Origin of the sequence: Xanthomonas hortorum pv. cynarae (assembly GCF_002939985.1) — a bacterium.
Lineage (GTDB): Bacteria > Pseudomonadota > Gammaproteobacteria > Xanthomonadales > Xanthomonadaceae > Xanthomonas > Xanthomonas hortorum_D.
The window spans coordinates 1-22,445 of record NZ_MDFM01000030.1 but is presented as its reverse complement, the minus strand read 5'-3'; the positions used below and the strand labels follow the sequence as shown (position 1 = coordinate 22,445).

General features: G+C 64.7%; 20 protein-coding genes and 1 other RNA gene. 9 read left to right on the top strand and 12 right to left on the bottom strand.

The genetic code is table 11. The features are described 5' to 3' along the window. Positions 1-65 precede the first annotated feature (65 nt). Genes ftsL through mraZ form a run of 3 tightly spaced genes read right to left on the bottom strand, consistent with a single transcriptional unit; the run spans position 66 to position 1,854 of the window. Positions 66-329 carry a cell division protein FtsL gene (gene ftsL, locus XcyCFBP4188_RS17820; RefSeq protein WP_005991913.1) on the bottom strand — a complete coding sequence of 88 codons (264 nt, stop codon included), beginning with the start codon at positions 327-329 and terminating at the stop codon, positions 66-68. Next, the gene (gene rsmH / locus XcyCFBP4188_RS17815) at positions 326-1,384 is read right to left on the bottom strand and encodes a 16S rRNA (cytosine(1402)-N(4))-methyltransferase RsmH (protein ID WP_006452804.1); all 1,059 of its coding nucleotides are present in this window, start codon (positions 1,382-1,384) and stop codon (positions 326-328) included. The genes ftsL and rsmH overlap by 4 nt, the downstream gene beginning before the upstream one ends. 14 nt (positions 1,385-1,398) lie before the next feature. Next, positions 1,399-1,854, bottom strand: coding sequence for a division/cell wall cluster transcriptional repressor MraZ (gene mraZ, locus XcyCFBP4188_RS17810; RefSeq protein ID WP_095574949.1), 456 nt, complete (start codon positions 1,852-1,854; stop codon positions 1,399-1,401). 324 nt (positions 1,855-2,178) lie between these two features. On the opposite strand from mraZ, the gene XcyCFBP4188_RS17805 reads away from it, so the two are divergent. From XcyCFBP4188_RS17805 to XcyCFBP4188_RS17795, 3 genes are read left to right on the top strand one after another with little or no spacing between them, the layout of a single operon-like run. Beyond that, on the top strand, positions 2,179-2,946 hold the full coding sequence (locus XcyCFBP4188_RS17805) for an NRDE family protein (protein WP_104592551.1): 768 nt from the start codon (positions 2,179-2,181) through the stop codon (positions 2,944-2,946). A 50-nt stretch (positions 2,947-2,996) separates the two neighbouring features. Continuing rightward, positions 2,997-3,248, top strand: coding sequence for a type II toxin-antitoxin system CcdA family antitoxin (locus tag XcyCFBP4188_RS17800; RefSeq protein WP_006452801.1), 252 nt, complete (start codon positions 2,997-2,999; stop codon positions 3,246-3,248). Continuing rightward, a complete protein-coding gene (locus XcyCFBP4188_RS17795) occupies positions 3,245-3,562 on the top strand; it encodes a CcdB family protein (RefSeq protein WP_006452800.1) in 318 nt (105 codons plus the stop codon). The genes XcyCFBP4188_RS17800 and XcyCFBP4188_RS17795 overlap by 4 nt, the downstream gene beginning before the upstream one ends. Before the next feature lie 384 nt (positions 3,563-3,946). On the opposite strand, the gene rnpB is transcribed toward XcyCFBP4188_RS17795, so the two are convergent. Then, an RNA gene (gene rnpB, locus XcyCFBP4188_RS17790) (RNase P RNA component class A) lies at positions 3,947-4,296 on the bottom strand. A gap of 146 nt (positions 4,297-4,442) precedes the next feature. After that, the gene (rsmI, locus tag XcyCFBP4188_RS17785; RefSeq protein ID WP_006452799.1) at positions 4,443-5,264 is read right to left on the bottom strand and encodes a 16S rRNA (cytidine(1402)-2'-O)-methyltransferase; all 822 of its coding nucleotides are present in this window, start codon (positions 5,262-5,264) and stop codon (positions 4,443-4,445) included. An 82-nt stretch (positions 5,265-5,346) separates the two neighbouring features. Here rsmI and XcyCFBP4188_RS17780 point away from each other — a divergent pair, with 82 nt between their 5' ends. From XcyCFBP4188_RS17780 to XcyCFBP4188_RS22925, 6 genes are all read left to right on the top strand, one after another. After that, positions 5,347-7,077, top strand: coding sequence for a penicillin-binding protein activator (locus XcyCFBP4188_RS17780; protein WP_046932388.1), 1,731 nt, complete (start codon positions 5,347-5,349; stop codon positions 7,075-7,077). 4 nt (positions 7,078-7,081) lie between these two features. Beyond that, positions 7,082-7,450, top strand: a complete 369-nt coding sequence (locus tag XcyCFBP4188_RS17775) for a YraN family protein (RefSeq protein WP_006451851.1) — start codon at positions 7,082-7,084, stop codon at positions 7,448-7,450. Between the two features lie 16 nt (positions 7,451-7,466). Beyond that, positions 7,467-8,006 (top strand): metal-dependent hydrolase, encoded by a 540-nt coding sequence (locus tag XcyCFBP4188_RS17770; RefSeq protein ID WP_104592549.1) that lies wholly within the window; start codon positions 7,467-7,469, stop codon positions 8,004-8,006. After that, positions 8,003-9,400: an FAD-binding oxidoreductase gene (locus tag XcyCFBP4188_RS17765; protein ID WP_104592548.1), complete on the top strand. Its 1,398-nt coding sequence runs from the start codon at positions 8,003-8,005 to the stop codon at positions 9,398-9,400. Before XcyCFBP4188_RS17770 ends, XcyCFBP4188_RS17765 begins: the two co-directional genes overlap by 4 nt. Positions 9,401-9,503: 103 nt before the next feature. Further along, positions 9,504-10,067: a lysozyme inhibitor LprI family protein gene (locus tag XcyCFBP4188_RS17760; protein WP_080949626.1), complete on the top strand. Its 564-nt coding sequence runs from the start codon at positions 9,504-9,506 to the stop codon at positions 10,065-10,067. A 9-nt stretch (positions 10,068-10,076) separates the two neighbouring features. Then, a complete protein-coding gene (locus XcyCFBP4188_RS22925) occupies positions 10,077-11,561 on the top strand; it encodes an XVIPCD domain-containing protein (RefSeq protein ID WP_155767017.1) in 1,485 nt (494 codons plus the stop codon). A gap of 124 nt (positions 11,562-11,685) precedes the next feature. Here XcyCFBP4188_RS22925 and XcyCFBP4188_RS17740 read toward each other — a convergent pair whose 3' ends face one another. From XcyCFBP4188_RS17740 to XcyCFBP4188_RS17710, 7 genes are all read right to left on the bottom strand, one after another. Then, on the bottom strand, positions 11,686-12,402 hold the full coding sequence (locus XcyCFBP4188_RS17740; RefSeq protein WP_006451857.1) for a response regulator: 717 nt from the start codon (positions 12,400-12,402) through the stop codon (positions 11,686-11,688). Next, positions 12,392-15,052, bottom strand: a complete 2,661-nt coding sequence (locus tag XcyCFBP4188_RS17735; protein ID WP_104592547.1) for a sensor histidine kinase — start codon at positions 15,050-15,052, stop codon at positions 12,392-12,394. Before XcyCFBP4188_RS17735 ends, XcyCFBP4188_RS17740 begins: the two co-directional genes overlap by 11 nt. 61 nt (positions 15,053-15,113) lie before the next feature. Next, entirely contained in the window at positions 15,114-15,767 is a 654-nt protein-coding gene (gene kdpC, locus XcyCFBP4188_RS17730; protein ID WP_104592546.1) for a potassium-transporting ATPase subunit KdpC, read from the bottom strand. A gap of 3 nt (positions 15,768-15,770) precedes the next feature. Further along, complete coding sequence (gene kdpB, locus XcyCFBP4188_RS17725; protein WP_046932384.1) at positions 15,771-17,819, bottom strand: potassium-transporting ATPase subunit KdpB; 2,049 nt, start codon at positions 17,817-17,819, stop codon at positions 15,771-15,773. Positions 17,820-17,831: 12 nt separating this feature from the next. Beyond that, a complete protein-coding gene (gene kdpA, locus XcyCFBP4188_RS17720) occupies positions 17,832-19,646 on the bottom strand; it encodes a potassium-transporting ATPase subunit KdpA (RefSeq protein WP_006452906.1) in 1,815 nt (604 codons plus the stop codon). A 15-nt stretch (positions 19,647-19,661) separates the two neighbouring features. Further along, positions 19,662-19,754: a potassium-transporting ATPase subunit F gene (locus tag XcyCFBP4188_RS17715; protein WP_006452907.1), complete on the bottom strand. Its 93-nt coding sequence runs from the start codon at positions 19,752-19,754 to the stop codon at positions 19,662-19,664. A 910-nt stretch (positions 19,755-20,664) separates the two neighbouring features. Next, entirely contained in the window at positions 20,665-22,245 is a 1,581-nt protein-coding gene (locus XcyCFBP4188_RS17710; protein ID WP_006452203.1) for a CocE/NonD family hydrolase, read from the bottom strand. Positions 22,246-22,445 lie beyond the last annotated feature (200 nt).

Here is a 22,445-nt window from a genome sequence, read left to right as displayed (position 1 = left end):
GGACAAACCCTGTGCGCCACCCTGCGGGCGGCTGCGCCGTGCAAAACGGCTGTCCTGCCGCTTTGTCATGGGCGCACCACCACGATGTCGTTGGTCTCCGGGAACTTCATCCCGATGCGCGCACGCGCGACCTGATCGACCCGGTTGCTTTCCGCCCAGGTGGCCTGCTCCAGCTGCAGCCGGCCGAATTCGATATTCAATTCATCGCGAGTGTGTTCGAGCTTGGACAACTGCACGAACAACTTGCGATGCATGTGGCGCATGTACACCACACCGATCGCCGAGGCGATGCTGCAGGCGAGCAGCACGATGAGCAGCAGGCGGCTCATGCGGCGTCTCCGTTGGGAGACGCCAGGAATCGGGATTCGGGAATCGGGAATCGGGAAGCAGTGGCGCTGTTGCCTTTGCCCATTCCCGACTCCCCATTCTCCATTCCCAGCTTCTCGGCCACCCGCAACACCGCACTACGCGCGCGCGGATTGACGCTCAACTCGTCGAAGTCGGCTTTGACTGCGCCGGTCACCAGTTGCAGCGTCGGCACGAACGGCTGCGCTTCGGGCAGGCGGCGATTGCTCGGCGGGGCCTTGGCGTAGCGGGCCATGAATTGCTTGACGATGCGGTCTTCCAGCGAGTGGAAGCTGATCACCGCCAGGCGGCCGCCGGGCTTGAGCGCGCCCAGGGCGGCATCCAGGCCTGCTTCCAGATCGTCCAGCTCGCGGTTGATGTAGATGCGGATCGCCTGGAAGCTGCGTGTGGCCGGATGGGTCTTGCTGTCGCCGCGCGGCATCACCGAGGCGATCAGCTCGGCCAACTGCGCGGTGCGCAGCAGCGGCTGCTCGGTGCGGCGCGCCACGATGGCACGTGCGATGCGGCGGCTCTGGCGTTCTTCGCCATAGGTCCACAGCACATCGGCGATCTCGCGGTCGCTGGCGTGGGCCAGCCACTCGGCCGCGCTCTGCCCGACATCGGGGTCCATGCGCATGTCCAGCGGGCCGTCCTTGCCGAAACTGAAACCGCGCCCGGCCACATCCAGCTGCGGCGAGGACACGCCCAGATCCAGCAGGATGCCGTCGACGGTTGCCGCAGCGACCACCTGGCCCAGACCGGCAAAGCTGCCGCGATGGATGGACACGCGCGCATCGCCACCGAACGCTTGTTCGGCGACCGCGATCGCTTCGGGGTCCTTGTCCATCACCAGCAGTCGACCTCCCGGGCCAAGGTGTTGCAGCACGCCACGGGCGTGTCCGCCACGCCCGAACGTGCCATCGAGATAGGTTCCGTTTTCGATCACCTGCAGGCCATCCAGAACCTGCGTGTACAGCACCGGCACATGGGCTGCCGGCGGCTGCGACACCGGGTGACCGGGCTGCGCTTCACCGCGCATCCGGGCACCCCGGCTCACAACCTGAGATCGAGCAATTCATCGCCCAGATCCCCGTCAGACAATGTCTGCTGGATCAGTGCGCGATGTGCCTGCTCGCTCCAGAGTTCGAATTTGTCGCCCATGCCCAACAGCACGGCCTTTTTCTCGATGCCGACCGCATTGCGGTGGCTGGCCGGGATGCTCAGACGGCCGTTGGCGTCCAGCTCCAGCATTGCGGAAGAACCCACCAGTTTCTGCTGCAGCGTGCGGACCACGCGCTGGGTATTGGGCTTGGACATCACATCGTCACGCACCCGCTCCCACTCCTTTTCCGCATACAGCCACAGACATCCGGCTTCGAACGGGTTGTAGGTGAGTACCAGGCGGTTGCCGCTCGCACGCGTGACGAGGTCGCGGTACGCGGTTGGCACCGCCATACGCCCCTTGTCGTCCACCGTGATGGCAGTCTCGCCCTGAAACACCGAATGCAACCTCGAATACCCGCTGGGGGATCATTGAACCACGAAAAACCACAAAACACCTGGTTTTCCCTCCGTTGCCCACCTTAGCAGTGCGCCAAAGGTTGTCAACAACTTTGGAGACCGCAAATCGCCAGTCGCATCAATGAGTTGCAGCACTCTTTAGAGACTTGTTCAAAGGTTATCCACAAGTTGCTGTTTCGTCTCAGATTTTGAGATTGAACAAAAGTTCAGGGGTGTGAAGGCCATGTAAACTCGACCGTGGTCTCACTTCATATTGAGCCGGCTACACGTCATGACTGCGCAAACCGGCGACAATCGGCGACAATCGGCGGCATGTGTCTGGTCGCTCTCGCCTGGAAAGCCCACCCCCGCTGGCGTTTGCTGCTGGCGGGCAACCGTGATGAATTCCACGAGCGCCCCACCGCGCCGCTGGCACGTTGGGCCGCGCCGGCCGACGGCGTACTGGCGGGCCGCGACCTACGCTCGGGCGGCAGTTGGGTAGGGCTAGGCAACCACGGTCGCGTCGCGGTGGCGACCAACGTGCGCGACCCGCTCGCCACCGCATCGGGGCGCTCGCGGGGTCATCTGATTGCCGATTACCTGGCCGGCAGCCTGGATGCAGCCGCCTACGCCAGCGATCTGGCAGCGGCCGCGCACGAGTTCCCGCCTTTCAACTTATTGCTGTGCGATGCCGAGCGTTGCGAGCACCTCAGCAACCACCCGCCACTGGCCCGCACGCTGGCGCCCGGCATCCATGGCATGTCCAACGGCCCGCTGGATGCGCAGTGGCCCAAGACCGCCGCACTGACTAATGCATTGCACAACTGGTGCGCCACCGACAGCGACGACCTGCAACCCTTGTGGACCGCCCTGGGCAACCCCGCCATCGCGCCCGACGCCGCGCTTCACCACACCGGGGTGGACTTGGCCACCGAACGCCTGCTCTCGGCCGCCTTCATCACCGGCGCCAGCTACGGCACGCGCGCCAGCACCATCGTGGCGGTGGACCAGCAAGGCCGTGGCTTCATCCACGAACGCCGCTTTGGACCAAACGGGATCTTCCAGGGCGAAACACGGCTGGACATCGCCGGCACGCATTGACAACCCAGCATCATGCGCATAGCGTGCGCATACTCCACTGGAGGCCGCTCATGAGCCGTTATTACGACAATTCCGCGCAAAAGAAGCCGCTGAACCTGACCATCAACTCGGACCTGGCCGCGCAGGCACGGGCGATGACCGGCAACCTGTCGGCAAAGGTCGAGGAACTGCTGGCCGAGTACGTGACAAAAGAACGCGACAGCCACAGCGCCCGAGCAATGGAGCTGCAGCGCGCTGCAAGCGAATGGAAGACCTACACCGAAGCGCACGGCTCCTTCGCAGACGAGTTCTCCACGCTATGACCGACCAGTTCGATGTCTACGCGAACGTCGGCCAGAACAAGAGCATCCCGTACGTGGTCGTCGTCCAGTCAAAGATCTTCGACGCCTCACCTCGCCGCGTCGTCGTGCCCCTGGTCCGAAAGTCCACCCACTCCCCGACCCCCTCCCGCTTCACCCCGGAACTCACGGTGGCCGGCCAACCCGTCATCCTGCAACCCCTGGAAATGACCTCGGTGCCGCTGGCAGTGCTCAGCAAACCTGCCGGCACGTTGAAAGACCAGGGCCAAACCATCATCGACGCCCTGGACGAGCTATTCACCCGCTCATTCGGTTAAGCGCCAAACACGGCCGCAGGGGAAACACCAACGCGTCGTCGGCCGCGAGGGCGAAGCCCAAGCCACGTAAAAATGACCGCAGCAACCAGATCGCATTGATCGCAGCCAAGGCAAGGCGCCCAGCAAATCACCCGAGTGCAAGCCCCCTTGAGTCAAGGGGGCGCGGCGACAGCCGCGGGGTTCTGGCATGCCCGGAGCGGGGCCCGCGTTTTGTACTGCCGAAGGCGGTACGAAGCGTGGGTGTCTTCTTGGGGCGAACGCCCAAAGAAGGCAGCGAAACAGCCGCAGGGTTCTGGCATGCACGGAGCGGGACCCGCGTTTTGTACCGCCAACGGCGGTACGAAGCGTGGGCGCCTTTATTTTGGGCCTACGCCCAAAAAAAGGCGGCGGAGCCGGCCGATAAGCCGGGTTCTGTCGTGGACAGTCATTCGTCTAGGCGCTACGTCACCGCAGCGCTCAAGCAACCTACCCGGATCCAGCGCGGGCCACGCCAATGGATCCCTATTTGGTCTTGCTCCAGGTGGGGTTTGCCGTGCCGGTCCGTTACCGGACTCGCGGTGCGCTCTTACCGCACCATTTCACCCTTACCGGCTCCCCGAAAGGAACGTAGGCGGTATCTTTCTGTTGCACTTTCCGTCGGCTTGCGCCGCCCAGGCGTTACCTGGCACCTTGCCCTATGGAGCCCGGACTTTCCTCGGCACTCTTGCGAGTGACGCGACTGTCTGGCCGACTCCGCCGGGGCGCACTATACGCTATCGCCACCTTGCAGAACGGCGCAGCGATGCCAGCCCCGCCATTACCGGTAGGAGCGCACCCGGGCGCGAGAGGCCTTACCGAGAAAAATCCCAGTGCACGTAAACGTGCTCCTGCAACAGCAAACCTACCCGCCATACAACGCCTTGCGCGGCGCACCGGTCAGCTCGGCGGCCAGCTTGGCGGCGGTGGACGGGGACAGGTGCTCGACAAGCTTGGCGTAGACGCGGCGGCCTTCGGCCAGTTGGCCTTCGGCGGCGTCGGCGGCGCCTTGCACCATCACCACGAACTCGCCCTTGCGTTGGTTGTCGTCGGCTTCGACCTTGGCCTGCAGCTCGGCCAGGGTGCCGTCGAGCACGGTTTCGAACAGCTTGGTCAGCTCGCGGGCGATCACTGCCACGCGCTCGTCGCCGAAGGCGCCGCGCAGGTCGGCCAGCGAGTCGACGATGCGGTGCGAGGATTCGTAGAACACCAGGGTGCGGGTCTCGCCGGCCAGGTGCGCCAGGCGTTCGCGGCGGGCAGCGCTTTTGGCGGGCAGAAATCCTTCGAAGCTGAAGCGGTCACTGGGCAGGCCGGCCACGCTGAGCGCAGCGATGGCGGCGCACGCGCCAGGCACCGGGCTGACCCGAATCCCGGCCGCGCGCGCGGCGCGCACCAGCTTGAAGCCGGGGTCGCTGACCAGCGGGGTGCCGGCGTCGCTGACGATGGCCAGCGACTCGCCTTCGCGCAGGCGCGCGACGATGCGCTCGGACATGGCTTCTTCGTTGTGGTCGTGCAGGGCCAGCAGCGGGCGGTCGATGCCGAAATGGCCGAGCAACTGGCGGGTGTGGCGGGTATCTTCGGCGCAAATCGCGGCCACGCCACGCAGCACCTCCTGCGCACGCGGCGACAGGTCGGCCAGGTTGCCGATCGGCGTGGCGACCACATGCAGGGTTCCGGGGGACGTCATCAGCGGTATTTCCGGGGGCAAAGGGTAGAATCGTAGCGTTTTTAACGGTCCGCCCCGGCGGGCCCCGTCCAATGGATCTGAAATGAACAAGCGTGTTGCAAGGATCTCCGCCCTGTCGCTGATGGTCATGCTGGCCGCCGGTTGCGCCACCAGCAGCGTCACCCAGACCGCTTCGCCCACGCAGAGTGCGGCGCTGGCGTTGCTGGACCAGGGCAAGCCGCGCGAAGCCGCGCAGCAGCTGGAAGCCGAAGCGGCCAGCACCAGCGGTGCGCAGCGCAGCCGCTTGCTGGCCGCCTCGGCGTTCGGCTGGCACGATGCCGGCGATGACGCACGTGCGCGCACGTTGCTGGCGCAGGTGACCCCACGCCATCTCACTGGCGAAGACCGCGCCCGCTTCGCGCTGTTGACCGGCGAGCTGGCGGTGATCGACAAGCAGGCCGCGCAAGCGCTGCAGGCGCTGGGCGACAGCCCGCAAGGCCTGCCGCAGCCGCTGCAGACCCGCTGGCTGCTGGCACGCGCCGCCGCCCTGGAAGGCACCGGCGACCTGTTCGGCGCCGCCGCCGACCGTGCACGCGCCGATGCCAGCCTGACCGGCACCGCGCGCAGCGAAAACCAGCGCGCAATCGTGCGCCTGCTCGCCGCGCTCGACGACGCCACGCTCAAAGGCCGCACCGCCGCACTACCGGCCGGCGACCCGCTGTACAACTTCGCCGGCCGCGCCATGATCAGCCGCGGCTTGGCGCTGCCGCGTGCGTTCGAGCGCGATGCGCAGTGGGGCTTCGACACCAGCAAGCGCCCGCCGGCCGAGCGCGATGGCTACCGTCCACCGATCAAGCTGGGCGTGCTGCTGCCGCTCAGCGGCAATCTGGCGACCGCCTCGGCGCCGGTGCGCGACGGTCTGCTGGCAGGCTACTACGCCGAAACCCGCCGCCGCCCGGAACTGCGCTTCTTCGATACCGCCGGCACCGCCGCCGGCGCCAATGCCGCCTACGACAAGGCCGTGAGCGCCGGTGTGGACTACGTGGTCGGCCCGTTGGGTCGCGACGAAGTCAGCGCCGTATTCGCACGCGGCCAACTGGCGGTGCCGGTGCTGGCACTCAACCGCCCCACCGATAACAAGGCGCCGCCCAGCGGCAGCGCCGGCTTCTCGCTAGCGCCGGAAGACGACGGCATCATGGCGGCCGAGTACCTGCTTTCGCGCGAGCGCCGCAACGTGCTGATCGTCGGCACCAGCGACGACAACGGCAAGCGCACCATCAAGGCCTTCCGCGACCGCTTCACCGAACGTGGCGGCAGCGTGGCCGGCAGCATCAGCGTGGCCGAAGTGCCTGGCGATATCGGCGCGCAGCTGCGCAATTACGGCACTGCCGATGCGGTGTTCCTGGCGGTGCGCGGCAATACGGCGCGGGCGCTGGCGCCGCAGCTGGCGTTGAGCGGATTCGCCGGCAAATCGCGTGTGGGCACCTCGCAGTTGGTGGCCGGCACCGGCAAGGTCGAAGACGACCTGGCGCTGGACGGCATCATCTACCCGAGCGAAACCTGGACCGCCCTTGGCGTCTCCGGCCTGCCGGCCTCCACCCAGGTCGCCAGCACGCTGCCCAGCGCACGCGGACCGGGCGCACGCCTGTTCGCATTCGGTTACGACGCCTGGAATATCAGCGCGTATCTGGAAAAGCTGGCCACCGGCGCCGACGGCGGCCTGCGCGGCGCCACCGGCACCTTGCATCTGGATGGCTTCGGCAACGTGTTGCGTACACCGGCGTGGTCCACCTTCAACGGTGGCCGCCCGGTGCCGATCGCCGACGGCCGCTGACGCCATGCCGGCAGCACGTCAGCAACGTGGTGCGGCGGTGGAAGCGTTGGCACGCGCGCTGCTGGAGCAGGCCGGCCTGCGGCTGGTCGTGGCCAACGCCAACTACCGCGGCGGCGAGCTGGATCTGGTGATGCGCGACGGGCAAGCGCTGGTGTTTGTGGAAGTGCGTTATCGGCGCGACAACCGCTTCGGCGGCGGCGCGGCATCGGTGGACCGGCGCAAGCGCCGCAAACTGGTGCTGGCCGCGCAAGTGTTCCTTGCCTATCACCCGGCACTGGCGAGCTTGCCGTGCCGCTTCGATGTGGTCGAAGCCAGCGGCGAGCCGCCGGTGCTGAACTGGATCCGTGACGCCTTTCGCGCCGACGACTGCTGACAACGACCCACGCGCGATGCCCACCATCCTCACCCACGCCGCGGTGCCGCTGGCGCTCTGGTGCGCCAGCGAACGCGGCCGCCTCTCGCCGCGCCTGCTCGGTGCCGGCATCGTGGCGGCGATGTTGCCGGATGCCGATGTGCTGGCGTTCGCGCTGCACATTCCTTATGCCGATGCGTTCGGCCATCGTGGTGCCAGCCACTCGTTGGTGTTCGCCACGGTGATCGCGCTGCTGGGCTGTGCTGCCCATCGCGTCTTGCGTGCTGATGCGCTGCAGGCCGCAGCGTTCTTGTTTGTCTGCACCGCATCGCATCCTGTGCTGGATGCGATGACGTCCGGCGGACTTGGCGTTGCATTGACCTGGCCGTGGAGCGATGCGCGCTGGTTTGCGCCGTGGAGGCCGATTCGCGTGTCGCCATTCGCCAACGGTTTCTTCAATGCGCGCGGCCTCGCCACGCTGCTCTCCGAGCTGCGCTGGGTCTGGCTGCCGCTCACCGTCGCAGTGCTGGGATGGAAATGCATCCAGCGCGCGGCACCACAGGATCACCCGTCATGACCGATGTGCTTCCCACCGTGCTGGCCGAACTGCTGGCCGCACGACTTGGACCCGATGGCTGGTTGACCGGCGACGATGCGCGGCGTCGTTATGGCGAAGACGATTCGCGCAGGTGGGCATTGCCCGCCGCCGTCGCCTTGCCGCGCGATACCGATGACGTGGTCGCCATCGTGCAGGCCTGCCGCGCGCATGGCGTGCCGATCGTGGCGCGCGGCGCCGGCACCGGCACCACCGGTGCGGCAGTGCCGTTTTCCGGCGGCGTGGTGGTCTCGATGGCGCGCATGAACCGCATCCTTGCGCTGCGTCCGGCGGATCGCTGTGCCATCGTGCAACCGGGCCTGCTCAATGGCGACTTGCAGCAGGCATTGCAACCGCACGGCCTGTTCTGGCCACCGGATCCGTCCAGTGCGGACATCTGCAGTGTCGGCGGTAATCTCGCCACCAATGCAGGCGGCCCGCGCGCAGTGAAGTACGGTGCCACCCGCGACAACGTGCTCGGTTTGGTGGCAGTGACCGGCACCGGCGAGGTGATCCGCTGCGGCGGTGCGTATACCAAGAATTCCACCGGCTACGACCTCACGCATTTGCTGGTCGGCAGCGAAGGCACCCTGGCGATCATCGTCGAAGCGACGTTGAAGCTGACGCCGTGCGCAATCGCACAAGCCGGTTTGCGCGCGCTGTATCGCGATGCGGCCACCGCTGCAGGCGCGGTGTCGCGCATCATGGCGCAACCGACCACGCCGACGATGCTGGAATTCATGGATGCCAGCGCAATCGCACTGCTGCGCCGCAACGGCAGCGATGTGCCCGAGGCCGGCGCGATGTTGTTGATCGAAGCCGATGGCGATCACGACACCTTGCCTTATGCATTGCAGGCGTTGCACGACGCCGCCAATGGCGAGGGCGTGTTGAGCCTGGACGTTGCCGCCGATGGCAGCGCGCGCGACAAGTTGTGGGCCGCGCGACGCGCGCTGTCGCCGGCGCTGCGCACGATCAAGCCGGGCAAGATCAACGAAGACGTGGTGGTGCCGGTGTCGCGCATTCCCGAACTAGTGGCCGGTGTGGAAGCACTCGCATCGGAATTCGCATTACCCATCGTCGCCTTCGGTCATGCCGGCAACGGCAACCTGCACGTCAACATCATGTACGACCCGGCCGATGCCGACGAAGACGCACGCGCACACGCCGCATTGCCGCGCCTGTTCGCGCTGGTACTGGCGCTGGAAGGCACGCTCTCCGGCGAACACGGCATCGGCGTGGCCAAGCGCGATTTCATGACACAGGCTTTCAGTGCACCGACACTGGCCGCGATGCGCGCGATCAAGGCCGCGCTGGATCCGGATGGGATTTTGAATCCGGGGAAAGTGCTGCCTTCTCTAGAAAATTCTTCGTAGCTGTCTATAGCCCTGGCCGTGCTGGCGTCAGGCGATCGTCGCTTGATTCAAAGCGATTTCTCTGGCTAGCTTGGCCGCCAAGCGATTGCACTAGAGAATGCCTATGATCGCCACCAGAAAAAAACCCGATAGAGCCGCTTTCACACTGGGAACGGCCGCGCGATGGATAGCAACATCTGCATTGCTGTCGTTGGCAGGCTGTTCGTCGCCGGAGGCTGGCGCTGTCGCTTCAGGCCAGCCAAGCACTTCATCAACAAGAGCCAGTTCGGACTGCTCCCGCATTGCTGCAACCAAAGATCGACAAGCATGCCTGTTGGCCTTGCCGGAAGCTGACTGCAAGCTATTGGGCGCAACGTGCATCTCGTTACGTGAAACTCGTTCGATCAACGAAAAATTGACAAGAATCGAAAGGGAAATCCTCGACAAGGCGCGCGTGCGCTACGCCAGCTATGCGACTGACGATCCCGCTTATCTGGATGATCTGGAAAAGAATTTCAATGCTGCGTCTAAAGCCTGGCGCACTTATCGAGATGCCTATTGCCAAGCCGAGCCATTGGTGCAGGGCATGTCTCGCAATGAACAAGATGCCCTGACTGCAGACTGCAGCATAAACGCCACTCGGCTACGTATCGAGCAACTGGAACAGTTGATAAAAGCCATTCCTTAGGGGACGAAGATGACACAAGGATACCGCTACGACGCGTTAAGTCGTCAAAGCTTCGAAGTGCTTGCATACAGCGCTGTGGGCCGTGCCAGCGAAGTGAATCTTGGCGCCGCGTACGCCTTGCAACACGGCACCGGAAATTCAGGCTGGTCTGTAGGCATTATGCAGTGGGACTTCGGTCAGCCTGGGCGGGGAGCTGCTGCCGAGGAGATGCTTCGCCACTATGCAGAGTGGGCCCCGCCTCAACAGCAGTTCAACCACCTAGAGCAAACGAACCTTCTGCAGCGCCTGCAGACCCCTGGACAAGTAGGTAATGACCTTTCGACCGCAGAGCAGGATCGACTCAACGAGTTCCTCAGGTCAGACGACGGCCGGACATTTGTTCAAGGCCTGAACGATCAGCAGGTGGACCGAAAATGGGAAGCTGTTGGCCAGCCCCTTTCGCAGATAATTTGGCTGCAGGATCTCAATAGGGACCATCCCGAGAGCGCTGCCGCAATTGTTGCCGTGACCAGTAAACTTTACAACCAAAACCAAGCCCGTGGAGCATTGCTTGTCGAAAGCCTCCAGCAATCGGATGGCATGACTGCGGATGCGGTGCGCGAATGGATCGGGAATCAAGGCATTAATGGGTTAAATCCCGCTGCCAGGGCAGCGATCGTGTCCGGGCGCGATGCGACGCTTCGGGGGGTTGGCCTCGTCAACGCATTGGAACTCGGACAAGGACAAGGTAGCGAGGAATGGCAATCTAAGGTCAGGGAAGCCGACAACCCGGCCTTGGCCCGAGGGTTCAACAATGAGCCTAGCTTGCAGTTGTTTGACGCGATGTTACGAGATCCGGTGAATGGCTCCCGCATCCTCGACCGGATGGATGAAAGAACGTCTGGTCCCATCCTGACAATTACAGGTAGAAATGAACTGGCTAGAGAAGAAATTTCTCAGGTGCGAGTTGACCGCGAAGGTAGCTTGTCTGTCACCAATCCTTCAGGGGAGATCCATACTTGGGAGGGCAGAGCGTGGTCTTCTGCACTTGAACCTACCGACCCTCATTATCACCAGGGCGCACACCCCTTTGGACCGCCTGCACCATTTGCCATTGACTCACCAGCTCTCCCACAAATATTTGGACAGTGCGTGGAACATGTTCATGCGCTAGACCGCTCGATGGGGCGGTTACCAGATGATCGGAGCGATCGAGCAGCCGCATGTCTGGCTACTGAAGCAATGGCAAATGGTCTCACGCGTGTGGACCACGTAATACTTAGTACGGCCACCCCATCTAGGCAGGCGGGTCAATATCTTTTTGCGGTACAAGGAGAGCCAAGCAACCCTGCGAGTATGCGAGCTCATGTGCCAACAGAGGTTGCGATCAATACACCAGTCGAAGTATCCATCCAGCATGGTGTGGATATTCATCGGGAGCAGTTAAGCAAGCAGCAGAGCATGCAACGTGAACAGGCACAAGAACAGGAGCGCCCAGGGCCAGTTGTAGGATAGATGCCGCATAATTTTTCAGGCAACCCTAGCTGCCACGTCATTCCAATCGCATTTCAAAAATCGAAGTTTATGCGCGATTTCGATGCCGCTTCTTAAATTTGGCGGGCGCCACATTGCAGCACGCTCAACGCGTCACACCGATAAAGCGCAAACCCACACCCGGTTCGGTGACGATGTACTGCGGGTCGGCGGCATCGTCGTGCAGTTTCTGGCGCAGCTTGCCGACCAGGATGCGCAGGTAATGGGTGTCTTCTTCGTGAGTGGGGCCCCACACTTCGCGTAGCAGTTGCGGCTGGGTGACCACGCGGCCGGCGTGCTTGAGCAATAGCGCGAGCAAGGCGTATTCCTTGCGACTCAACGGTACCGCTTCGCCCGCCAGCGTGACCTCGCGCAGACCCAGATGGATGTGCAGGCGGCCGTCGTCGAACACGCTTTCTTCTACCGTGCTGCCGGCGCCGGCCTGGCGTAGCAGCGCGCGGATGCGTGCCATCAATTCCTGCACGCCGAACGGCTTGGTGACGTAGTCGTTGGCGCCGGCATCGAGCGCGGCCACCTTTTCGGTTTCGCCGGCGCGCACGGTGAGCATGATCACCGGTACGTTGGACCACTGGCGGATCTCGCGCAGCACTTCGTGGCCGTCGCGATCGGGCAGGCCGATGTCCAGCACCACCAGTTCGGCGCCCTGCCCGGCCAGCACGGCCAGGCCTTCTTCGGCGGTGCCGGCCTGCAGCACGCGGTAGCCCTGCGCGCGCAGGCTGATGTCGAGAAAGCGGCGGATCTGCGGCTCGTCGTCGACGATCAGCACACGGGCGGGCGGGATGGCAGTGGGGTCAGTCGGCATCGGGGCGAGGTGGCGCGACGGGAACGAGCAACGGCAGCGTAATGCGGATCGTGGTGCCGTGACCATCTGCGCCGGCCAGCGCCTCCACGCTGCCACCATGTGCGCCGATCATGCCCTGGCAAATGGCAAGACCCAGCCCGGTGCCATTGCGACCGCGGTCGCCACGCTCGACGCTGTAGAACATGTCGAAGATGCGTGCGCGCTCGTCTTCGGGAATGCCCGGCCCCTGGTCGCCGATATCGATCTGCAGGGCGCCGGCCTGCAGCCGCGCCTGCACAGTCACCGCGATGCCCGGTGGCGAAAATTTCGCCGCATTCTCCAGCACGTTGAAGATCGCCTGTTCCACCAGCGCCGGGTGCACCCAGATCGCCGGCAGGTCGACGGCCAGATCCAGTTGCAGGCGTACCGCCGGCTGGTAGCGCTGCAGCCGGCGTGTGGCCGAGCCGAGCAGCTCGTCCACGCCGATCCAGTCGCGATTCAAGGTCAGCCCGGTGTGGCCGAGCCGGGTCATGTCGAGCAGGTTCTGGATGTAGCGATCCAGTCGCTCGCCTTCGAGCTGGATGGTGTCGAGCAGGCTGTGGCGGTCCTGCGCGTCCATCGCGTCGCCGTAGTTGGCAAGGCTGCTGGCCGAGCCGATCATCGACGCCAGCGGCGAGCGCAGATCGTGCGAGACAGACGACAGCAACGCCGAGCGCAGGCGCTCGGTTTCACCACTGACGCGCGCGCCTTCCAGATCGGCGACCAGACGCGTGCGCAACGCCGCCTGGCCGATGTCTTCCACCATCGCTTCGGCCAGCCGCCGCTGCTCCAACCCTGGCCGCTCTACGGCCTGGCGAAAGCGCAGCGCCGCCACACCCAGGCTGCCGCGTTCGTGCCGCACCGGCAGGCACCACCACTGCGCGCCGGCAAGCGTATCGGTGAAACGGCCGGCCGGTTGACCGATACGCTGGGTCCAATCCGCTGCGCTGCGATCGAGTGCGCCGAAGCTGGCCGGTGCATCGCTTTCACGTTGTTCCAGACGCAGCCAGGTTTCTGCATCGAGCGCTGTCGCCAACGCGCGGCGTCCGGCTTCCAATACCTGCCCCAGATCGGCGGCGGTGCTGAGTTCGCGCGCCAGCGTCTGCAGTGCATTGGCATGCGTGTTGGCGGCGCGCAGTGCCAGCACCTGGCTACGCAGGCGCGAGGCCAGGCGCCCGGCCACCAGTGCGGCGATCAGGAACAGGCACACCGTCACCACGCCCTGGCGCGCGCTGATGTGCAAGGTGAAGCGCGGTTCGATGAAGAAGAAGTTGTAGGCGACAAAACTCAGCAACGCGGCAATCACCGCAGCGGCCATGCGCGTGCGCGAGGCCACCAGCACCACTGCGACGATGAACACCATCGACAGATCGTCGATGTCGGTCCAGCGCTGGATCACCCACGCCACCGCAACGGCTGCGGCAGCCGCGATCGCTGCGAAGGCCAGGTCGTAACGCTGCAGCCACTGGCGCGGATTGCGCCAACGCTGGCGCGCACGTGCACGCGCATCGGCGGAGCTGACGATGACCAGTTCGTAATGGGCGCCACGCTGCAGCAGTTGCTGGGTCAGCGTGCGGTTGAACATGCGCGCCAGCGGGCGCTCGCGCGTGCGCCCGAGCACCAGCGTGGATACGCCGTTTTGCGCAGCGAAATCCAGCAATGCCTCGGCGACGTTGGCGCCGTGGAGCAGCGCGGTGTCGCCACCCAACCGGCGTGTCAGTGCGAACGCGCGGTCGATTTCCAGCTGCCACGCGGCATCGGCCACGGTGCGCGTCTGCACAGTGACCACCGTCCACGGCGCATCGCGGCGCTCCGACAATCGCCGCGCCACGCGCACCAGATAATCCGAGCTGCCACGCCCGTCGATGGCCACCACCACGCGGCGACGCAACGCAGCGATGCCCGGCAATCCGCGTGCGGCCTGGGTGTCGCGCAGGTCGCTGTCGACGCGGTCGGCCGCAGTCTGCATCGCCAGCTCGCGCAACGCAGTGAGGTTGGAGGGCGAAAAAAACGCCTGCAAGGCCTGCGTGGCCTGCTCGGGCAGATACACCTTGCCCTGCTGCAGCCGCTCGATCAGTTCGCGTGGCGGCAGATCCACCAGCACGATGTCGCGCAGGCGGTCGAACACCGCATCGGGCACGGTCTCGGACACGCGCACGCCGGTGATGCGCAGCACGATGTCGTTGAGGCTTTCCAGATGCTGGATGTTGACCGTGGTGTAGACGTCGATGCCGGCATCGAGCAGTTCCACGATGTCCTGCCAGCGCCGCTCGTGCCGGCTGCCCGGCACATTGCGATGCGCCAGTTCGTCGATCAGGGCAAGCTTTGGCTTGCGCGCCAGCAGCGCGTCCAGATCGAATTCCTCCAGCACGCGGCCCTGGTAACTCACGCGAGCGCGCGGTAGCAGCGGCAGGCCCTCCAGCAGCGCAGCAGTTTCGCTGCGGCCGTGGGTTTCGATCACACCGGCCACCACGTCCATGCCCTGCCGCAAGCGCTCGCGTGCGCGCGACAGCATGGCGTAGGTCTTGCCCACGCCGGGCGCCGCGCCCAGAAACACCGTCAGGCGCCCACCATGTTCGCGCTGCAGTTCGCCGATGAGTGCGTCGGCTTGTTGGGTACGGGCGTCGGGCATTGGGGCCGGGATTGGAGAGTCGGGATTGGGAATTCGTGGAGCCTACCGCGACCTGATGGCTCTAGCGCTGTTGCTTTGACCCATTCTCGATTCCCGACTTCCGATTCCCAGCCGCATCAAGCGCCAGATTCAGCGCTAGAACATTCACCCGCGGCTGCCCAAGCAGACCGAACTGTGGGTGTTCGGTGGCGGCTTGCGCCATGGCGGCGACGCGTTGCTCCGGCCAGCCGCGCGCGTTGGCGACACGGCGCAGTTGCACCTGCACGGCGGCCGGGCTCAGGTGCGGGTCCAGGCCGCTGCCGGATTGGGTGAGCAACTCGCTGGGAACTGCCCCGGGCGCGATGCCGTCGCGTGCAGCAACTTCTGCACGCGTTGCCGCGATGCGCGCTTGCAGGTCGGGATTGGAGCGCGCCTGGTTGCTGCCGGCCGCCGCAGTCGGGTCGTACTTGGCAGCCGAGGGGCGTGGCTGGAAATAACGCGCATCGGCGAACGGCTGGGCCACCAGCGCCGAGCCGACGACGCGCGCGTCCACACGCAGCAACGAGCCGTGCGCCTGCGCAGGAAACAACGCGCCAGTGATGCCGGTGGCGATCAGCGAATAGCTCAAGCCCAACCCGAGCAGGATGAACAACGCGAGCATCACCGAACCGCGTAGAGCGCCGTCGTCGCGCAACGGGAGCGACGTGGATAGGTTGGTGTTTGAAGAAATCGTCACGACTCAGTTTCCTACAGCGGCGACAAGCGCCAGGTCGATCAACTTGATTGCGGCAAACGGCAGCAATACGCCACCCACGCCGTAGATCAGCATGTTCCGGCGCAACAAGGCCGTGGCACTGGAAGGACGAAAGCGCACGCCGCGCAAGGCCAGCGGAATCAACGCCGGAATGATCAGCGCATTGAAGATCAACGCCGCCAGCACCGCATGCCGCGGGCTGGACAACTGCATCACGTTGAGCGCCGCCATCGACGGAATCGCCGCGGCAAACAGCGCCGGCAGGATCGCGAAATACTTGGAGACGTCGTTGGCCAGCGAGAACGTGGTCAACGCACCGCGCGTGATCAGCTGCTGCTTGCCCACTTCGACCACCGCCAGCAATTTGGCCGGATCCGAATCCAGATCGACCATGTTGCCGGCCTCCTTGGCCGCCTGCGTGCCGGAGTTCATCGCCAGGCCCACGTCGGCCTGGGCAAGCGCCGGCGCATCGTTGGTGCCGTCGCCGACCATCGCCACCAGCCGCCCGCCGGCCTGCTCGGCGCGGATGCGGGCCAGCTTGTCTTCCGGGCGCGCCTGCGCAATGTAATCGTCCACGCCGGCTTCGGCGGCAATCGCGGCGGCCGTGAGCGGATTGTCGCCGGTGATCATCACCGTCTTGATGCCCATCGCACGCAACTGCGCGAATTTTTCCTTGATGCCCTGCTTGACCACGTCGCTCAGCTCGACCACGCCCAGTACATGCCGGCCTTCGGCCACCACTAGCGGCGTGGCACCGCCGCGTGCCACTTCCTCGATGCGCCCGTTCAATTCCGGCGACACCGTGACGCCCATTGCCTGCACATAGGCCACGATCGAGTCGCCGGCACCCTTGCGAATACTGCGCCCGGCGATATCGACGCCGGACATGCGCGTTTGCGCAGTGAACGCAATGAAATGCCCGCCGTCCGGTTCGACTGCCACCGCACCCTGCTGGTGCGCGAGTTTGACGATGGATTTACCTTCTGGCGTCGGGTCCGCCAGCGATGCCAGCATCGCCGCATCGCGCAGTTGCGCAGGATCGATGCCGGCCAATGGATGAAACGCGGTGGCCTGACGGTCGCCGTAGGTGATGGTGCCGGTCTTGTCGAGCAGCAACACGTCCACGTCGCCAGCCACTTCCACCGCCTTGCCGGATTTGGCCAACACATTGGCCGACAACGCGCGGTTCATGCCGGCAATACCGATCGCCGGCAATAGCCCGCCGATGGTGGTCGGAATCAGGCACACCAGCAGTGCGATCAGCAGCAGCGGATCCAGCGTGACACCGACGAATCCAGCAATCGCCGGCAACGACGCCACCACAATCAAGAAGGTCAGCGTCATCGCCGCCAGCAACAAGGTCAGCGCGATTTCGTTCGGCGTCTTCTGCCGGTTGGCGCCTTCCACCAACGCGATCATGCGATCCAGAAAGCTATGCCCCGGCTCGGCGGTGACCTTGAACACAATCTCGTCGGAGAGCACCCGCGTGCCGCCGATCACACCACTGCGATCGGTGCCGGCTTCGCGCAGTACCGGTGCCGATTCGCCGGTCACCGCCGCTTCGTTGATCGTTGCAACGCCGCGCACGATTTCGCCATCGGCCGGGACGAATTCGCCCTCGGACACCATCACGTAATCGCCCGGGCGCAACTCTGCCGCCGGCACGCGCGTCTCGCGGCCGCCGAGCGCGGTTTCCACGCGACGCGCGACCAGATCCTTGCGTGCACGGCGCAACGATGCGGCCTGCCCACGTCCACGCGCTTCGGCGATGGCCTCGGCAAAATTGCCGAACAACACGGTGACGAACAAAATTGCCGTTACCGCCCAGCCGAAGCCGGCATTGCCATGCCCGCTGGCGGTGATCACCGCCGCCAGCACCGTGCCGCCCATCACCACCGCCATCACCGGGCTGCGCAGCAAATGCCGCGGCGCCAACTTGAGGAAGGCCGCACGCATCGCCGCCATCAGCACGGCAGCATCGAACAACGCTGCGTCGCCGCGCTCGCGTTTTTCAGTCGTATCGATCGTAGACATTGCTCAAAACTCTCAGGACGCCGCCAGGGCGAGGTGTTCAGCGATAGGACCCAGCACCAGTGCCGGCATGAACTGCAGCACGGTGAGCACCAGCACGATCGCCATCAGGGTCAACGCAAAGGTGGGGGTTTCGACCTGCAGGCTGCCGGCAGACTCCGGCGCGCGCCGCTTCACCGCCATGCGCGCGGCCACCATCAACGGCAGGATCAATGCCGGATACCGGCCCAGCACCAGCACCACCGAGCAACTCAGGTTCCACCAGTACGTGGCATCGCCCAGCCCTTCGAAACCCGACCCGTTGTTGGCGAAGGCAGAGGTGTACTCGTAGAACACCTGGCTGATGCCATGGAAACCGGGATTGGAATTGGCAGTGAACGCCGGCACCGCCAGCGCCACTGCGGTGAAGCCCAGCACCACCAGCGGCTGCAGCAGGATCAATAACGCCAGCAACTGCACTTCGCGCGATTCGATCTTGCGGCCGAACAGCTCCGGCGTGCGTCCGGTCATCAACCCGGCCAGAAATACGCTCAACAGCAGATACACCACGAACTGCTGCAAACCACAGCCGATACCGCCCCAGATCGCGTTGATCAGCATATTCACCAGCGTGACCAGGCCACTCAATGGCGCCAGCGAATCGTGCATCGCATTGACCGAGCCGTTGGAGGTCTGTGTGGTCAACGCTGCCCACAACGCCGAGGCATCCGCGCCGATGCGCACCTCTTTGCCTTCCATCAAGGCAGGCGAGCTCGTGCTGGCCGAATGCGCTTCGGACCACAGCAACAGCGCGGTGGATGCGGCCGACATCGTCAGCATGGTGCCGAATACCAAGGCGGTGAGACGTTTGCGCCCGGTCAGATAGCCGACCATGAACACCACGCTCATCGGCAACAACACGATCGCCAACGTTTCGAGAAAATTGCTCAACGGCGTGGGGTTTTCCAGCGCCACCGAACTGTTGGGGCCGTACCAGCCACCGCCGTTGGTGCCGAGTTGCTTGACTGCGACCATCGCGGCAACCGGGCCGACCGGAATGGTCTGCTTGGGCATGCTCGCACTGCTATCCAACGGTGTCGCAGTCGCAGCGCCCTGCAGCGTGGACGGCACACCTTGCCAGCCGAGCAGTACGCTCCACAGCAGGCACAGCGGCAACAAGACGCGCACGCTGGCGCGGATCACATCCGCCCAGTAGTTGCCGACGTCTGCTTCGGGCAGGGCTTCCAATCCGGAACTCGACTGCAGCCGTCCCTGACGCGGTATTGCGATCTCCGGATCGTCCGGCCCGGCCATCCGTGGCGAGGTACTCGTCGTCGCGTTCGATGCCAGCGAGGCATTGGGCACGCCTGCGACAGCTCGCCCGCCGAACAAGGCACGCAAGGTCGCCAACGCCAACGCCAGGCCCATCATCGGCGTCACGACCTGCAGGCCGACGATGCCGGTCATCTGCGCCAGATACGACAACTGCGCCTGGCCCGAATAATGCTGCTGATTGGTGTTGGTGACGAACGACACCATGGTGTGCAGCGCGGTATCCCAGCGCATGTTGGGGATGCCGTCGGGGTTGAACGGCAGCCACGCCTGGGTCATGAACACCGCCCAGGTCAGCAGACCAACAACCAGGTTGCTGAGCAAGAACGCCACGGCATAGCCGCGCCACGACATGCCCTGCTGCGGACGGGTACCGAGCAACGCATACAACGGCCGCTCGATCCAGCCGAACAGCGCATCGCCACGCATCGGGGCACCACGCATCACCGCCGCCAGATAGCGGCCCAGGGGCCACGCCAGCACGATGGCCAGCGCATAGATAAGTAGGGTTTCAATCATCGGAGCGCACTCGCATCAGAAGTCTTCGGGCCGCAGCACCACGTACAACAGGTACGCAGCGGCAACGAGCACGGCCACGCCGCACAACAGGGACAACCAGGCAGGCATGTCGGCTACTCCCCGAGACGCGCGCAACGCGGCGCGATGGATGCGATGTGCGACGGCGCATGCAGCGTGTGCATGCCAACAAGGCAAAACGCTGCCGCACCGTGCGCGCAGCGCCGATGGAGCAGACAGGTCAAGGGATGCATCGGGATCGTCCAGGGCGGAACCGCTCCGCCAACCTGCGCAGTGTCTTCCCGGCCTGCGTAAAGTCGCTATGGACCTACCGGGGCGGCGGCATAAATTCCGCATAAATGCTGCGTGGCGATGGTCTGTAACGACGCAGCCACACTCTCCAATTTCTCAAGGCAGCTACGGTCACTGCCTTATCCACACTTTCCAAGCTCAGATCACCAAGCTCAACTCAGGATGACCAGCTTTCGAATCATGGCGTTATGACTTTGTTGCGAAGCCTTGTTGGTCGAGGGCGCGGTGCCCTCGCCGCTCGCGGGACACGCCGCAAGTACGTCCATGTAGGCTCAGTGGCGGCATCCATGCCGCCACATGGTCCCGCAATCGGCGAGGACACCGCACCAGGACGTTTGTAGGTTGTTTTGTTGAAAGTTTGCCTGATGCTTGACTTGCTTGGGGTGCTGATCGGTCGAGCCGTTATCCGAACAGCGCATGTTGTGGCTTGCTTGCACCTTGCACACCGACCCTCTCGACTGGTCCTTGCCCGCCCACCGGCGCGGGACCTTACGCGGCATGGATGCCGCGTAAGAGCCTACAGGGACGTACTTGCGGCGTGTCCCGCGATGGTGGGCGGGCAAGGGCCCCGCAGCCAAGTAACAGATCACCCGCCCTGCAACCGGATAAAAAGGCAGGTGCGAGAGGGTGGGATGAAAACTACTCAACGCAATCACCCAATCAGATGCAAACCGGCAAAGACTTACCGCGTTACTGGCCGACCGCAACCTTATCGCAGCGGCACGTTCAACACCGATGGCGTTGCCACCGGCGAAGTAAATGTCACTGTGCCGCCGCCATCGCTTGCGTCGGTGTAACGCACGTCGCGCGTGTCGATCACCAACACCAGACGCTGCCCTGCCGGAATCTCCGCAGCGGCCGCTTGCAGCGACCAATCCAGCGTTACCGCACGACCCGGTGTGGCCCCGCGCAACGAATACGGCGCGTGCGTGATCAATTGCGCCACGCCCAGTGCATCCATGCGATACAGATACGCGAACAAACTCACCTTCGACTGACTGGGCACCACGGTCACCCGCAGCGATGGGCTACCCGCCAACCGCCGCACACCGCTTGATGGCGCGCCAACCCACACTGCAGCGCCAGCACGATTCACTAACGGAATCGAAGTAGTCACCGGCAGGCCGATGCCCTGCAACAGACCACTGACCAGTACCACGCCCGAATCGGCCAACGTCGGCACATCGGTGGCGATGCGCGACTGCCAACCGCTGGCAGTGCCGCCGATCAAACCGCCGGTGGGGCTAAGCAGTCCTGCCGGTGCGGATAGCCCCAAGCGTGTGCTGCCCTGCTGCACCGACGCCCAGTCTGTGTATTCCAACCATTGCCCCGCACGCGGCGACAACCGCACCGGCGCCTCGGCATCCACCCCGTTACGCACTTGCTTGAGATGACGATCAAACCAGCGCGTGGTCGCCGCATACACCTCGTTGGGCAGGCCCAACGCGCCCGGCAGTTCTGCTGTGGCGTGATCGCCCTGGCTGAGCAGCAACTGCTTGGGCCCGCGCAGCTGGTTGAAGAACGCGATGGTCTGGTTGGGCGGAAACAAGCCGTCGTTGAAAGCATTGCCCAGCAACACCGCCGTGCCACGCGCGTTAAGTGCGGCCACATCGCTTGCCGGGCTACGCGAGGCCGCCTGCGGCAGGAAGCCCTGCACCGCGCCGTCGTAATCGCCCACCGCAACCCGTGCGCCGATCTGCGCCAGATCCGGCCCGGGCCGCCCGGTCAACGCGCCGGCACCGACCAACAGCCCCACCCCTTGCTGGCTGACAGTGCGGTTGGAATACAGAGATGCCTCCAGATCGGCCCAACCACTGAGCGCAGCCACCGCCTTGATGCGCGGATCGCGCTCGGCCGCCAACAGACTGATGCCCGCCCCGTACGAGATGCCCGACGCACCGATCGCGTTCGGGTTGGCCGGCGTATGCGCCAACGCCCAGTCGATCACCGCACTGACGTCCTCCACGGTGTCCGCACCGGCAATGTCGATCTGCCCGGCCGAATCCCAGAATCCACGCGAGGTGTAACTCACCACCACGTAGCCGTCGCTGGCCAGTTGGGTCGCACGGCCAAGGTATTCCAAGTTCGGCAACGACCAGCTGGCCGGCATCACGATCAACGGAAACGGCCCGCTACCCTGCCCTTGCGGCACCAGCACCAGCGCGCCCATCGGGGCGCCATCCCAGCCGGGAATACGTTCGTAAGTCTTGCTGAAAGCGCCCGCCACTGCCGACGCCGATGCCACCAGCAACGCCAGTGCGGCGATGCTCCCGATCCAAGGCTTGTTCATGCTGCTCTCTCCCACGCAAGGCCAGGCCGGAATGGCCCAGCGGCAACTGCCATGCATCCGTGGTTCGGGGGAGAACGTCGCGAACGTACCAGACGGTACGGTATGGCTCAAGGGCCGGGATTGGGGATTGGGGATTGGGGATTGGGGATTGGGGATTGGGGATTGGGGATTGGGGATTGGGGATTGGGGATTGGGGATTG

Excerpts from the sequence above, each read along its gene's own strand:
- XcyCFBP4188_RS17795 (WP_006452800.1), top strand. The coding sequence starts at position 3,245 with ATGACCGACCAGTTCGATGTCTACGCGAACGTCGGCCAGAACAAGAGC.
- ftsL (WP_005991913.1), bottom strand. The coding sequence starts at position 329 with ATGAGCCGCCTGCTGCTCATCGTGCTGCTCGCCTGCAGCATCGCCTCG.
- XcyCFBP4188_RS17765 (WP_104592548.1), top strand. The coding sequence starts at position 8,003 with ATGACCGATGTGCTTCCCACCGTGCTGGCCGAACTGCTGGCCGCACGA.
- XcyCFBP4188_RS17715 (WP_006452907.1), bottom strand. The coding sequence starts at position 19,754 with ATGCCTGCCTGGTTGTCCCTGTTGTGCGGCGTGGCCGTGCTCGTTGCC.
- XcyCFBP4188_RS22925 (WP_155767017.1), top strand. The coding sequence starts at position 10,077 with ATGACACAAGGATACCGCTACGACGCGTTAAGTCGTCAAAGCTTCGAA.
- XcyCFBP4188_RS17760 (WP_080949626.1), top strand. The coding sequence starts at position 9,504 with ATGATCGCCACCAGAAAAAAACCCGATAGAGCCGCTTTCACACTGGGA.
- XcyCFBP4188_RS17775 (WP_006451851.1), top strand. The coding sequence starts at position 7,082 with ATGCCGGCAGCACGTCAGCAACGTGGTGCGGCGGTGGAAGCGTTGGCA.
- kdpA (WP_006452906.1), bottom strand. The coding sequence starts at position 19,646 with ATGATTGAAACCCTACTTATCTATGCGCTGGCCATCGTGCTGGCGTGG.
- XcyCFBP4188_RS17710 (WP_006452203.1), bottom strand. The coding sequence starts at position 22,245 with ATGAACAAGCCTTGGATCGGGAGCATCGCCGCACTGGCGTTGCTGGTG.
- XcyCFBP4188_RS17805 (WP_104592551.1), top strand. The coding sequence starts at position 2,179 with ATGTGTCTGGTCGCTCTCGCCTGGAAAGCCCACCCCCGCTGGCGTTTG.
- rsmI (WP_006452799.1), bottom strand. The coding sequence starts at position 5,264 with ATGACGTCCCCCGGAACCCTGCATGTGGTCGCCACGCCGATCGGCAAC.
- XcyCFBP4188_RS17780 (WP_046932388.1), top strand. The coding sequence starts at position 5,347 with ATGAACAAGCGTGTTGCAAGGATCTCCGCCCTGTCGCTGATGGTCATG.
- XcyCFBP4188_RS17735 (WP_104592547.1), bottom strand. The coding sequence starts at position 15,052 with ATGCCCGACGCCCGTACCCAACAAGCCGACGCACTCATCGGCGAACTG.
- rsmH (WP_006452804.1), bottom strand. The coding sequence starts at position 1,384 with ATGCGCGGTGAAGCGCAGCCCGGTCACCCGGTGTCGCAGCCGCCGGCA.
- XcyCFBP4188_RS17800 (WP_006452801.1), top strand. The coding sequence starts at position 2,997 with ATGAGCCGTTATTACGACAATTCCGCGCAAAAGAAGCCGCTGAACCTG.
- XcyCFBP4188_RS17740 (WP_006451857.1), bottom strand. The coding sequence starts at position 12,402 with ATGCCGACTGACCCCACTGCCATCCCGCCCGCCCGTGTGCTGATCGTC.
- kdpB (WP_046932384.1), bottom strand. The coding sequence starts at position 17,819 with ATGTCTACGATCGATACGACTGAAAAACGCGAGCGCGGCGACGCAGCG.
- XcyCFBP4188_RS17770 (WP_104592549.1), top strand. The coding sequence starts at position 7,467 with ATGCCCACCATCCTCACCCACGCCGCGGTGCCGCTGGCGCTCTGGTGC.